At 64.5% G+C, this 12,060-nt stretch carries 11 protein-coding genes and 1 pseudogene; 6 read left to right on the forward strand and 6 right to left on the reverse strand.

Translation table 11 applies throughout. The features are described 5' to 3' along the window. The first annotated feature begins 2 nt into the window (after nt 1–2). Nucleotides 3–1,343, forward strand: coding sequence for an ATP-binding response regulator (locus AC0L2P_RS09850; protein WP_473501038.1), 1,341 nt, complete (start codon nt 3–5; stop codon nt 1,341–1,343). Nucleotides 1,344–1,349: 6 nt separating this feature from the next. Here AC0L2P_RS09850 and AC0L2P_RS09855 read toward each other — a convergent pair whose 3' ends face one another. Next, nucleotides 1,350–2,033, reverse strand: a complete 684-nt coding sequence (locus tag AC0L2P_RS09855) for a response regulator (RefSeq protein ID WP_473501039.1) — start codon at nt 2,031–2,033, stop codon at nt 1,350–1,352. Between the two features lie 235 nt (nt 2,034–2,268). Between AC0L2P_RS09855 and AC0L2P_RS09860 the strand changes: the two genes are divergently transcribed. The 3 genes from AC0L2P_RS09860 to AC0L2P_RS09870 are packed head-to-tail and all read left to right on the forward strand — an operon-like array spanning nt 2,269 to nt 4,694. Continuing rightward, nucleotides 2,269–2,979: a fumarylacetoacetate hydrolase family protein gene (locus AC0L2P_RS09860; protein WP_473501040.1), complete on the forward strand. Its 711-nt coding sequence runs from the start codon at nt 2,269–2,271 to the stop codon at nt 2,977–2,979. Beyond that, nucleotides 2,976–3,626 carry a maleylacetoacetate isomerase gene (gene maiA, locus AC0L2P_RS09865; RefSeq protein WP_473501041.1) on the forward strand — a complete coding sequence of 217 codons (651 nt, stop codon included), beginning with the start codon at nt 2,976–2,978 and terminating at the stop codon, nt 3,624–3,626. Before AC0L2P_RS09860 ends, maiA begins: the two co-directional genes overlap by 4 nt. A 27-nt stretch (nt 3,627–3,653) precedes the next feature. Then, nucleotides 3,654–4,694: a zinc-dependent alcohol dehydrogenase family protein gene (locus AC0L2P_RS09870; protein WP_473501042.1), complete on the forward strand. Its 1,041-nt coding sequence runs from the start codon at nt 3,654–3,656 to the stop codon at nt 4,692–4,694. A gap of 19 nt (nt 4,695–4,713) precedes the next feature. On the opposite strand, the gene AC0L2P_RS09875 is transcribed toward AC0L2P_RS09870, so the two are convergent. Next, nucleotides 4,714–5,607: a LysR family transcriptional regulator gene (locus tag AC0L2P_RS09875; protein ID WP_473501180.1), complete on the reverse strand. Its 894-nt coding sequence runs from the start codon at nt 5,605–5,607 to the stop codon at nt 4,714–4,716. A gap of 139 nt (nt 5,608–5,746) precedes the next feature. On the opposite strand from AC0L2P_RS09875, the gene AC0L2P_RS09880 reads away from it, so the two are divergent. Continuing rightward, nucleotides 5,747–7,201 carry an MFS transporter gene (locus AC0L2P_RS09880; protein WP_473501043.1) on the forward strand — a complete coding sequence of 485 codons (1,455 nt, stop codon included), beginning with the start codon at nt 5,747–5,749 and terminating at the stop codon, nt 7,199–7,201. Between the two features lie 55 nt (nt 7,202–7,256). Here AC0L2P_RS09880 and AC0L2P_RS09885 read toward each other — a convergent pair whose 3' ends face one another. After that, nucleotides 7,257–8,150 (reverse strand): DMT family transporter, encoded by an 894-nt coding sequence (locus tag AC0L2P_RS09885; RefSeq protein ID WP_473501044.1) that lies wholly within the window; start codon nt 8,148–8,150, stop codon nt 7,257–7,259. A gap of 104 nt (nt 8,151–8,254) precedes the next feature. Here AC0L2P_RS09885 and AC0L2P_RS09890 point away from each other — a divergent pair, with 104 nt between their 5' ends. Next, nucleotides 8,255–9,658, forward strand: coding sequence for an aminotransferase-like domain-containing protein (locus AC0L2P_RS09890; protein ID WP_473501045.1), 1,404 nt, complete (start codon nt 8,255–8,257; stop codon nt 9,656–9,658). A 31-nt stretch (nt 9,659–9,689) separates the two neighbouring features. Here the strand turns inward: AC0L2P_RS09890 and AC0L2P_RS09895 are convergent, their stop codons facing one another. From AC0L2P_RS09895 to AC0L2P_RS09905, 3 genes and pseudogenes are all read right to left on the reverse strand, one after another. Next, entirely contained in the window at nt 9,690–10,187 is a 498-nt protein-coding gene (locus AC0L2P_RS09895) for a MaoC family dehydratase (protein ID WP_473501046.1), read from the reverse strand. A gap of 138 nt (nt 10,188–10,325) precedes the next feature. Further along, on the reverse strand, nt 10,326–10,754 hold the full coding sequence (locus tag AC0L2P_RS09900) for a phasin family protein (protein ID WP_473501047.1): 429 nt from the start codon (nt 10,752–10,754) through the stop codon (nt 10,326–10,328). An 83-nt stretch (nt 10,755–10,837) separates the two neighbouring features. Then, a pseudogene (locus tag AC0L2P_RS09905) lies at nt 10,838–11,941 on the reverse strand (DUF445 domain-containing protein); the annotation flags it as partial. Nucleotides 11,942–12,060: the final 119 nt, after the last annotated feature.

The following is a 12,060-nucleotide window of genomic DNA, read 5'->3' on the forward strand; positions in this document are numbered from 1 at the left end:
GGATGCCGCTCAGGAACATCGACGACCTGGAAAAGCTGAAGAAGATCAACGCCGCGCTGATCAGCCGCGTCGAGCGTTCCATGGACCAGCAAGGCAATGCCTTTTCGCTGTTCCAGACGGCCATTTCGCTCGAGAACCGGGTGCGCAACCGCACCGAAGAGCTGCATTCGACCTTGCGCCGGCTGGAGCAGTCGAACATCGACTTGAATGCGGCCAAGGAAAACGCCGAGCTGGCGAACCTGTCCAAGACCAGGTTCCTGGCGGCCGCCAGCCATGACGTGCTGCAGCCGCTGAACGCCGCGCATCTTTCGGTCTCGGCGCTTGCCGAAGTACAGACCAGCGAGGAAGGCAGAAACCTGGTCCGCCAGGTCGAGCGATCGCTGGAGACGATGGAGGACCTGCTCCGCACCTTGCTCGACATTTCCAAGCTCGATGCCGGCGTCGTGCAGCCCGACATCACCGATGTCAGCCTGGACACGCTGTTTTCGTCACTGCGCTCGGATTTTCAGCCGGTCGCGGAGATGAAGGGGCTGACGCTGAAGTTCCGGCCGGTCAATGCGCTCGTACGTTCGGACCGAACCTTGCTGCGCCGCATCCTGCAGAACATCCTGTCCAATGCACTGCGCTATACCCGCTCGGGCGGCGTGTTGGTCGGCACCAGGCATCGCGGCGACACGATCCGCATCGACGTCGCCGATACCGGCTGCGGCATCCCCGACGACCAGCGCGAGGCGGTGTTTGAGGAATTCCATCGCGGCGTGATCCCGACGGATGCCGGGCTTGCCGCCGGCGGGCTGGGGTTGGGGCTGGCCATCGTGCGCCGCATCGCAGCGGCACTCGGCCATCCCATCACGTTTTCGTCGAAGGTCGGACATGGCACGATTTTCCATATCGACGTTCCGGTCGGGATCGGCGACACAGCCGATGCCATAGCCAGCACCGCCGACATGGAGCGGCCGCGTGGCTACGGTCTGTTCGGCACAAAGGTGCTGCTGGTCGAGAACGACATCGATGTGCTGCAGGCGATGACCTCCCTGCTCGAGCGCTGGCAATGCCTGGTGCGCCCCGCCACCTCGACCGGTGACGCGCTCGACATGCTCGGCGATACCGACTGGCTGCCAGACATCGTCATAGCCGACCAGCATCTCGACGGCGGCGACCTCGGCACCACCACAATCGCCGAGGTCCGTGATTATCTCGGTCGCGCGGTGCCGGCGCTCATCGTCACCGCCGACGGTTCTGAAACAGTCGCCACGACCGCCCGCGCCGCCGGTATCGAGCTGATGCGCAAGCCGCTGAAGCCGGCGCAACTAAGGGCGCTGCTGGCGCATCTGCTGGCTTGATCCCTCTCAAAACCCCGCCTGGTCGCGAAACAGCTCGGCATTGTCGAGCTTCGAGACCTCGATCACCGCCTGGGTGCGGCTGTAGACGTTGAGCTTGCGCAGGATTTCGGAGACATGCGCCTTGACCGTAGTCTCGCCGACTTGCAGCTCGTAGGCGATCTGCTTGTTGAGCAGGCCCTGGCGCAGCATCTGCAGCACCTTGAGCTGCTGCGGCGTCAGCGTGGCCATACGCTGTACCATCTCGGCGCGGTCGGTGCTCTCGGCGTCGGGCGGCCGGCCCTCATAGGTCCCAGGAACATAGATCGCGCCTTCCATCACCGAGCGGATGGCCGCGGCAAGGTCGCTCTTGCGCGCCGATTTCGGGATGAAGCCTGCAGCACCATAGGACAGCGCCTCGGAAATGATCTTCGGTTCCTCATAGCCGGAGACGATGACCACCGGTAGGCGCGGATAACGCGTCCTGAGCTGCAGCAGCCCGTCAAACCCGTGCACGTCGGGCATACTGAGATCGAGCAGCGCCAGGTCGAACGGCTTGGCATCCGTCAGAAGCTCGAGCGCTTCGGCAATAGAGCGCGCCTCCACCGTGTCGACCTCCGGATAGGCCATCTGCACGGCGCTGTGCAGCGCCTCGCGAAACAGCGGATGGTCGTCGATGATCAGGAACCGGGCGCGATCGTTGACTGCGGTCATTAGCTTCATTTCGGTTCGATCTGGTCTGGTTTGGTCTGGCCTAGAATAGTCCTGCAACCATGGCCAGCTTATTGGCAAATAGTACATTGCCATCTTGGCTGGCCAAAGCAGAATGTGCCCATGATTTCCGCGGCGCCATGCGACAGGCCAGGCTCTTCCGCCATCCAATGCCTTGCCCGTCCGCCCAAATCGGCCGAATGTGCCGGGGACAGATCCGCTGAAACAGAGACAGTGCATGACCGGCTTCGTCCTTCCCCTGCCTGCAACCCCGTCGGTAGCCGTCGCCGGCTCGCCGGAGCGTTTTGCCGTGCGCCGGATCTTCTGCGTCGGCCGCAACTACGCCGCCCATGCCCGCGAGCTCGGCAATGATGAGCGCGACCCGCCCTTCTTCTTCACCAAACCAGGGGACGCAGTGGTCGACGCGACAGTCGGTTCGGGCACGACGATCCCCTACCCGCCGCTGACCCAAAACCTGCATCACGAAATCGAGCTGGTCGTCGCGATCGGCAGAGCCGGCTTTCGCATCCCGCGCGAGCGCGCGCTGGAGCATGTCTGGGGCTACGGCGTCGGCGTCGACCTGACCCGCCGCGACCTTCAGGACGAGGCGAAAAAGGCGGCAAGGCCGTGGGACTGGTCGAAAGCCTTCGACCGTTCAGCGCCCTGCGGCCCGCTGGTCCCGGCGCAAAAATCCGGTCATCCCGAAAAGGGCCGCATCTGGCTCGCGGTCGACGGCGAGATCAGGCAGGACGGCGACCTCGCCGAACTGATCTGGCCGGTTCCCGACATCGCCTCGATTTGCAGCGAGGCGGTAGAACTTAAGCCCGGCGACCTGATCTTCACCGGCACGCCGGCCGGCGTCGGCGCGGTCGGGCCGGGCGAAAAGATCACCGGTGGCGTCGACGGCATCGGCGAAATCGAACTGACCATCGGCCAACCGATCCGATGAGCGACATCGTCCTCCATAACTACTACCGCTCCTCGACCTCTTACCGGGTGCGGATCGCGCTGGAGATGAAGGGCCTGGCCTACGAGTATGTGCCGCATCATTTGCGCCATGGCGAACATCGGGAGCCCGCCTACCTCGCGGTCAATCCGCAAGGGCTGGTGCCGGCGCTGGTCCTCAGCGATGGCACGCTGCTGACGCAATCGCTGGCGATCATCGAATATCTCGACGAGACCACGCCCGAGCCGCCGCTGCTGCCCAACGATGCGCCTGGCCGCGCCCGCGTCAGGATGCTGGCGCAGATGATCGCCTGCGACATCCATCCGGTGAACAATCTGCGCGTGCTGACCTCGTTGCGCACATTGTTCGGCGCCGGCGACCAGGATGTCGCCAACTGGTTCCGGCACTGGGTCAACGAAGGCTTCCAACCGCTTGAAAAGACCCTGGCTTCCTCGCCCGAGACCCAGACATTTTGCCATGGCGACCTGCCGGGGCTGGCCGATATCTGCCTGGTCGCACAGGTCACCAGCAATGTCCGCTTCGGCGTCGACATGACGCCCTACCCGACGATCTCGCGCATCAATGCCGCCTGCATGGCGCTGCCGGCGTTCCAGAAGGCCGCGCCGGAGAACCAGATCGATGCCGAATAGCCGCAACGAAGTGATGAGGAACTGCCGATGAAAGCCGTCGTCTTCGAAAAGTTCGGCGAGGCGCCGACGATCCAGGCCGTGCCGGATCCGACACCGGCGCCGGACGGCGTCGTCATCAAGGTGGAGGCGACCGGCCTCTGCCGCAGCGACTGGCATGGCTGGATGGGCCATGACGGCGGCATCCGCCTGCCGCATGTGCCGGGCCACGAACTGGCCGGTGTCGTGGTCTCCACGGGCAGCCAGGTGAGCCGCTGGAAGGGCGGCGAGCGCGTCACCGTGCCGTTTGCCGTCGGCTGCGGCCGCTGCTTCGAATGCACCTCGGGCAACCACCAGGTCTGCGAGCATCAGTTCCAGCCAGGCTTCAGCGCCTGGGGATCGTTCGCCGAATATGTCGCCATCGACCATGCCGACACCAATCTCGTGAGCTTGCCCGACGAGATGGAATTCGCCACCGCCGCCAGCCTCGGCTGCCGTTTCGTCACCTCGTTCCGCGCCATCGTCGATCAGGGCCGCGTGACCCCCGGCGAATGGGTGGCCGTGCATGGCTGCGGCGGCGTCGGCCTGTCGGCGATCATGATCGCCAGCGCCATGGGCGCCAATGTCGTCGCCATCGACCTCACCGACGAGAAGCTGGACTTCGCCAAAAAAATCGGCGCGGTGGTGACGATCAATGCGGCGAATACGCCGAACGTGGTCAAGGCGGTCAAGCAGATCACCAATGGCGGCGCGCATATGTCGATGGACGCGCTCGGCCACCCCAGTACCTCGTTCAACTCGATCGCGAACCTGCGCCGCCGCGGCCGCCATGTGCAGGTCGGCCTGATGCTCGGCGAGCATGCCAGGCCGCAGATTCCGATGGACAAGGTGATCGCCTTCGAGCTCGAAATCCGCGGCAGCCACGGCATGCAGGCGTTTCGCTACCAGGCGATGATGCAGATGATCCGCACCGGCAAGCTGAAACCCGAACTGCTGGTCGGCAAGAAGATCAGCCTCGAAGAGGCGCCAGCCGCTTTGATGGCGATGGGCGGCTTCGAAGGCATCGGCATCGGCGTGGTGACCAGATTCTAGATCACGCCCCGAGTCTGGATCAGCGAAACGACGAGCAGACCTCCCGTACGCAGGCTCGCAGCCAGCGCTGCGCCGGATCGGCATCGAGCCGCGGATGCCACAGCATCGAGATCGTGACCTCGGCAACATCGACCGGCAACGGAAAGCTGAACATGCCCGTGCGCGCGCCCAGCGTGTGCCGCTCGGGGATGCTGACGATCAGATCGGAGGCGCGCGCCATGGCGAGCGTGGCCGAGAAGCTGGAAGCCATGCACGCAATCGTCCGTTTGAGACCCAGCAGTTTCAAGGCCTCGTCGATCGGGCCCCTTTCGCGGCCACGCCGCGAAACGCTGATGTGGCGGCCGGCCGCATAGCGTTCCGGCGTCACAAGGCCCTCGCTCAGTCTATGGCCCGTTCGCACCGCACCGATGAAGCGGTCGCGAAACAGCGCCTGAATGCGCATTTCAGGGCTCGTTTCACCGGCAACCCCGATTTCGAGATCAATCCCAGCGTCGCGCAGCGCCATGTCGTTCTTGTCGGATTTCGGGGCAAAATGCAGCCGCACGCCGGGCGCATCCGCTTCGATGCGGGCGACAAGACGCGGCGCGAACTCCTCGACGAAGCTTTCATTGGCGCGCAGCGTGAAGATCTTGTCGAGAGCAGAGAGGTCGAGGAGGGTGGCCGGGCGCAGGAGGGCTTCCGCATCCTGGACGACGCGGCCCACTTGTCGCTGCAATTCGTGCGCGCGCGGCGTCGCGGCTAGGCCACGGCCGGCCCGCACCAGCAATGGATCGCCTGTGGCCTCGCGCAGCCGCGCCAGCGTCCGGCTCATCGCCGAGGGACTGAGGCGCAGCCGCCCGGCGGCGCGCGCCACACTGCCCTCGGTCAGCAGCACATCGAGGGCGACAAGCAGATTGAGATCGGGCGACGACATGGAAGGACCATAGCACAGCTCAGCGGTAATGTGGCGTCTCGTGCACGAATAAGATGCAAATGCTGCGCCTTCCGCCACATCAAGCCGGGGAATAGCTTCCGGCAGCTCCGATCGGGGGCTGCCGGCAAAGGAGTTCACCTTGGCATCGATCGCTGAAAAGACCTGGGACGAAGTTGCCCCGGTGAGCGCACGCTCGACCCGATGGGCATTGGCAAGCCTGTCGCTTTCAACGCTGCTGTCGTCGCTCGCCACCAGCATCGCCAGCGTCGGGCTGCCATCGCTGATGCAGGCATTCGGCGCATCGTTCCAGCTCGTCCAATGGGTCGTCCTGGCTTATCTGCTCGCCATCACCACCTTGATCGTCAGTGCCGGGCGGCTCGCCGATATATTCGGCCGCCGCCAGCTATTGCTCGGTGGCATTGCCCTGTTCACCTTCGCATCGGTGCTGTGCGGGCTCGCGCCGACGCTCTGGCTGCTGATTGCGGCACGGGCGACACAGGGGCTCGGCGCGGCCGTCATGATGGCTCTGACGCTGGCCTTTGTCGCGGACACCGTTGCCCGGGACAAAACCGGCAGCGCCATGGGCCTGCTCGGCGCCATGTCGGCGATCGGCACCACGCTTGGCCCCTCGCTTGGCGGATTGCTGATCGCCGGGCTCGGCTGGCGCGCGATCTTCCTCATCAATCTGCCGTTGGGGGCGCTGGCCCTCACGCTCGCCTGGCGCGTCCTGCCGGCCGGAAAAAAGACGGCGGAACCAGATCGGCGCGGTTTCGACGGGATCGGCACGGCTTTGCTGGCGCTGACGCTCGCCGCCTATGCGCTCGCCATGACCCTTGGGCCCGGCAGTTTTGGTTCTCTCAATGTCGGCTTGCTGGTTGCCGCCGCCGTGGGTGGCCTGCTGTTCGTCATTGCGCAGACAAGGGCCGAGAACCCTTTGATTCAACCTGCCAGGTTCCGCGACCAAGCCTTGAACGCAAGCCTCGCCATGAACCTGATCGTCGCCACCGTGATGATGGCGACGCTGGTGGTCGCGCCATTCTATCTGTCGCGCGCGCTTGGATTGGACGCAGCCATGGTCGGGCTGGTTCTGTCGACCGGCCCTCTGGTCACCGCGTTGGCGGCGCTGCCGGCCGGACGCCTGGTCGATCGTTTCGGGGCGCACCGGATGATGATCGTCGGCCTGTTCGATCTCGCTATTGGTACCTTTGCTCTGTCGCGGGCGGAATTCGGTACTGCCGGTTATGTCGTACCAATCATCATCGTCTGCACCGGCTACAGCCTGTTTCAGGCCGCCAACAATTCGGCCGTGATGACCGGCGTCGCATCCGACCAGCGCGGCGTCGTCTCCGGCCTGCTCAATCTGTCGCGCAATCTCGGCCTGATCACCGGTGCGTCCGCCATGGGCGCGGTGTTTGCCTTAGCATCGGCTGGCGGAAGCGAAGGCACTGGTCAGCGGATATTGGCATCTGCGGCAGCCGCACGCGGCATGCAGGTCACTTTCCAGGTCGCGACGGACCTGGTGCTCATCGCCCTTATGCTCGCGGTATTCTCAGCCCGCGCCCGACGAGCCGACATCGTTGTCAAGCACACTTAAGCCCGCCGCCCTGCTCGCATGGTGCTCCTGCAGCTGGCGTTATCTCGAATATCTCCTATCTCGCATATCTCTTGGCACCGACGACGCAAAGCACGACGGCGGCGGTGACGGCGATCATGGCGGGACTGACCTGCTCATTCAGCAGCGCTGCCGCCAGCCCAAGGCCGAAGAAAGGCTGCAGCAGCTGCAACTGCCCGACCGCGGCGATGCCGCCTTGCGCCAGGCCGCGATACCAGAACACGAAACCGATCAGCATACTAAACAGGGAAACATAGGCCAGGCCAATCCAGGCGCCCCTCCCGGCACTTTCGAGCGACGGCGGCATGGTGATGAACGTCAGCGCCAGCATGATCGGCAGCGACAGCACCAGCGCCCACGAGATCACCTGCCAACCGCCGAGCTTGCGCGACAGCGCCGCTCCTTCCGCATAGCCCAATCCGCACACGATGATGGCGGCCAGCATCAAAATGTCGCCGAGCGGCGAGACCGACAGGCCTTGCGTGACCGCAAAACCGGCGACAAGGGCGCTGCCGAGGCACGAGAACAGCCAGAACGCCGGTTTCGGGCGATCGCCGCCTCGAACCACGCCGAAGATCGCGGTCGCCAACGGCAACAGGCCGACGAAAATGATCGAGTGAGCCGAATTGATGTGCTTGAGCGCCAGCGCCGTCAGCAGGGGAAAGCCGACCACGACGCCAAGCGCCACGATCGCCAGCGGGAACAGATCTCGCCGCTCCGGACGCTTCTGGCGAAAAACGAGCAGCAGCGCCAGGCCGAGGATGCCGGCCGAGGCCGCACGGGCGACCGTTACGAATACCGGATCGAAATCCATCACCGCCACGCGCGTCGCCGGAAGCGAACCGCTGAAGATCAGCACGCCCATGAACCCGTTGGCCCAGCCACTCGCCGCCCAGCCGCTCGCCGCCCAACTACTCGCCGCCTTGTCCATCGATGTCCCACTCGTTTTGCCCTCTATCGGGCCGGGCGTATGGCTCCGCCAGAGACAATGAGGTACAGTTTGACAAAACCGTCATGTTATGGCGAGCAGTACGGATGGACGAGCAGACGACAACAGATGAGGGCAGCCGGACGCTTGTCGAAAGCGTCATGGCCACGATCAGGCACAGGATCGCCGCGCGCAGCCTGACACCGGGAATGCGGCTGCCTTCGATCCGGGCGTTCGCCAAGGCCATGCAGGTTTCCAAATCAACTGTGGTCGAAGCCTATGAGCGTCTAGCGGCGGAAGGCATGATCCGCTCGCGGCCGGGCTCGGGTTTCTATGCCGCCGGACCTCTGGCTCCGCTGTCGCTAGCCGAGATCGGCCCCAGGCTCGACCGTGCTGTCGACCCGCTCTGGGTCTCGCGCCAATCGCTGGAAGCCGGCGACGGCGTCCTGAAACCGGGTTGCGGCTGGTTGCCGGCTGCATGGATGCCCGAGGCTGGATTGCGCCGGGCGCTGCGGACGATGGCCCGCGCCGACGATGCCGCGCTGACCGAATACGGCACGCCGCTCGGGTTGCCGGCGCTGCGCCAACTGCTGGCGCGGCGCATGGCCGAGCACGGCATCGAAGCCTCTCCGGACCAGATCCTGCTGACGGAATCGGGCACCCAGGCGATCGACCTGTTGTGCCGGTTCCTGCTCGAACCGGGTGACACGGTGTTGGTCGACGATCCCTGCTATTTCAACTTCCATGCCCTGTTGCGCGCCCATCGGGCCAAGGTGATCAGCGTTCCGTACACGCGCTCGGGTCCAGACATCGAGTTGTTCGCGCAAGCGCTGAACGAGCATCGGCCGCGCCTCTACATCACCAATTCGGCGCTCCACAATCCGACCGGCGCCATATTGTCGCCGGTCGTTGCCCATCGGGTGCTGAAGCTCGCCGACCAGTCGGGGCTGACGATCATCGAGGACGATATCTTCGCCGATTTCGAACACACGCCCGCCCCCAGGCTCGCGGCCTTCGACGGGCTCAGCCGGGTCATCCACATCGGAAGCTTTTCCAAGACGCTGTCGGCATCGGTGCGCTGCGGCTTCATCGCCGCTCCTCGCGGCTGGATAGAAGGATTGATCGATCTCAAGATCGCCACGTCGTTTGGCAGCGGCCGGCTTGCATCCGAACTGGTATTGACGCTGCTGAAGGATGGCCTCTACCGCAAGCACGTCGACCTGCTGCGCGCGCGGCTCTCGCGCGCCATGGAAGAAACCAGCACCCGCCTCAGGGCGATCGGCATCGTGCCGTGGATAGATCAACCCGCCGGCATGTTTTTATGGTGCAGGCTGCCGGAGGGGATAGATGCCGCGGATGTCGCCCGCCATGCACTGTCGGCCAATGTCGTGCTTGCGCCCGGCAATGCGTTCAGCCTGTCCCGGTCGGCCAGCCGTTACATGCGCTTCAACGTCGCCCAATCGGGAGACGACCGGATTTTTAGGGCGCTTGAAGAGGCGATGTCGCGTTGATTTGCGCTGCCGCGCACCTGAGGCTGAACTCTCAGGTGCCGGCCCGCTTGCGGCGCGCATAAAGCATGACAAGCGTCTCGGCGGTCAGCGCCGGCCTCTGCTCGCCTTCGATCTCGACCGTATTGGCAGCCTTCATCAGATATTGGCCCGGGCCTTTGACTTCCATCGACAAAAGCGTGGTGCGCAGCCTGATTCGCGAGCCGACCCTGACCGGCGCCACGAATCGCACTTTGTCGAAACCGTAGTTGAAGGCGGCCTGCGTGTTTTCGGGCACGATGCCCATCTCGAGCGCCAGCGCGCCGATGATCGACAGGGTCAGATAGCCATGCGCGATCGTGGTGCGGAACGGGCTTTGCCGCTTCGCCCGCTCGGGATCGACATGGATCCATTGATGATCGCCAGTGCATTCGGCAAACTGGTCGATGCGGTGCTGATCGACCAGCGTCCAGTCCGAGACGCCCAACTCCTGCCCGGCCATCGCCCTGAGTTGCTCGAAGGTCGGCGGCGTCCTCGGCCGTATCTGCGTCATTCCTGCTTTCCCGATCGCTTGCCTGTTCCGGACCACGACGGGCCGCCCCTGTCAATTCGCCAGTGCGATTCCACCCCATAATCTTCGGCCGCGAACCGCCAGTCTTCGCCGCCGGCAAGCGTGCTGCAGGAGAACAGCTTATTTCCTATCGTGGCCGGTGCGGATCTCCTCCATCGCCTCCTTGATGCGGTTGCGCAGGATTTCGATCGATTCGGTGCCGGACGCCCTCGCCAGTTCGGCCATCTCGCCGGCATTCTTCAGCGCGGTCTCGAAGGATTTCCTGGCGAACGCCGCCTGCTTCTGCATCATTTCCTGCGGATTGCCGGGCGCCCTGTAGTCTTGTGCCATGTCGGTGATTTCGCGCAGCGCGTCCTGCAGCATCTCGCGTTGCCTGGACAATAGCGCCGACGCTCCGGCGGCACTCGCCCGTGCCGACTTCTCCAGCGCTTCCAGGTTCTTGGCGTGGTGGGCGAGGATCGCCTCGACATCGACATTCGGCAGCTTCAGGTCGCGGCCGAATTTGCCGAACATGTCGATGAAGGATTCCGAATCCGGTCGTTTTGCCATGCTGGTTCTCTCCCCCTGTTGCCGTGAACGCCGTCACTGCACGTAAGATAGTGCAGCGAAGCTCAGCGGTCCATTCGGACGAGTCAGCCGACGAGAAACAGCCGTTCGGCGGTGTAGAGCACGAGCCCGGCAAGGCCACCGATGATCATGCCATTGAAACGAATATATTGCAGGTCCTTGCCGATGTTCATTTCGATCAGCCTTGTCAGTTGCCCGAGGTCCCAGCGCTTGACCTGGTCGGCGATGAACTTCGACACACCGCTCTTCTGGCTTTCGACGAAGGATGCCAGCGCCACGATGAACCCCTGGTTCATGTCGGCCCTGATCTGCGCGTCGTCGGCAAGATGGCGGCCGACCTCGACGAACATGGTTGCGAGATGGTCGCGGATCATCGAGTTCGGCGCCTTGGCGTCCTGCTCGATGAACAGCCGCAGGCTGTCCCACATATCGCCGGCCAGCGCGCTGAGCTCCGGCCGGGCGAGGAAATCGCGCTTCAGCTTTTCGGCGCGCCTGGCATATTGTTTGGATGTCCTAAGCCGCTCGACGAAGGTTTCGACGAAAAGGTCGAATTCGGCGCGCATCGGATGGTGCGGATCGGCCCGCACCTCATCGAGCAGCGAGCCGGCCGACGCAACGATCTTCTTCAACAGATAGGCGTCGGCGCGAAACAGGTTGAATAGCGACGGCAGTTCCTCCCGGATCTTCTCGCGCATCGTCGCCAGCGCCTGCTCGTCGCTGAGGAAGCGGCCGACCACTTTGGTGAACTCGTCGAATAATTTCTGGTGGCGGCGATCATCAGTCAGCGCCGACAGCAGCTCGGCGGCGAGCGGCGCCAGCGGCACCTTTTCGATCTGCTCCAGCATACGGCTGGTGAGAAAGCCGCGCAGTCCGGATTGCTCGACCGCCGCCAGCGTCTGCGGCACCAGCCGGCCGACGAAGCGCGACAGGTCGGCGGCGCGGTTCGGGTCGGCCAGCCAGTCCGCGACCAGCGCCGAAAAGTCGACCTCGGCGAGCTTTTCGCGCACCGGCTCCGGCGCCAGGAAATTGACCTCGATGAAGCGGCCGAGATTGTCGGCGATACGGTTCTGGTTTTCCGGGATGATGGCCGTATGCGGTATCGGCATGCCGAGCGGCCGCCGAAACAGCGCCACCACCGCATACCAGTCGGCCAGCCCGCCGATCGTGGCCCCCCCGGGGGGGGGGGGGGCGGCGGCCCCCCCCGGGAGGCGGGGCGCGCGGGGGGTTTGCCCCCCCCAAAAAAAGGCCCCAAAAAAAAATTGGGGGGGGGGGGCGGACCAGGGGGGGC

Source organism: Mesorhizobium sp. WSM4836, assembly GCF_055811815.1.

What these genes read in the sequence shown, in the direction of transcription:
- AC0L2P_RS09850 (WP_473501038.1), top strand. Translation starts at nt 3, where the DNA reads ATGCCGCTCAGGAACATCGACGACCTGGAAAAGCTGAAGAAGATCAAC.
- AC0L2P_RS09855 (WP_473501039.1), bottom strand. Translation starts at nt 2,033, where the DNA reads ATGACCGCAGTCAACGATCGCGCCCGGTTCCTGATCATCGACGACCAT.
- AC0L2P_RS09860 (WP_473501040.1), top strand. Translation starts at nt 2,269, where the DNA reads ATGACCGGCTTCGTCCTTCCCCTGCCTGCAACCCCGTCGGTAGCCGTC.
- maiA (WP_473501041.1), top strand. Translation starts at nt 2,976, where the DNA reads ATGAGCGACATCGTCCTCCATAACTACTACCGCTCCTCGACCTCTTAC.
- AC0L2P_RS09870 (WP_473501042.1), top strand. Translation starts at nt 3,654, where the DNA reads ATGAAAGCCGTCGTCTTCGAAAAGTTCGGCGAGGCGCCGACGATCCAG.
- AC0L2P_RS09875 (WP_473501180.1), bottom strand. Translation starts at nt 5,607, where the DNA reads ATGTCGTCGCCCGATCTCAATCTGCTTGTCGCCCTCGATGTGCTGCTG.
- AC0L2P_RS09885 (WP_473501044.1), bottom strand. Translation starts at nt 8,150, where the DNA reads ATGGACAAGGCGGCGAGTAGTTGGGCGGCGAGCGGCTGGGCGGCGAGT.
- AC0L2P_RS09890 (WP_473501045.1), top strand. Translation starts at nt 8,255, where the DNA reads ATGGACGAGCAGACGACAACAGATGAGGGCAGCCGGACGCTTGTCGAA.
- AC0L2P_RS09895 (WP_473501046.1), bottom strand. Translation starts at nt 10,187, where the DNA reads ATGACGCAGATACGGCCGAGGACGCCGCCGACCTTCGAGCAACTCAGG.
- AC0L2P_RS09900 (WP_473501047.1), bottom strand. Translation starts at nt 10,754, where the DNA reads ATGGCAAAACGACCGGATTCGGAATCCTTCATCGACATGTTCGGCAAA.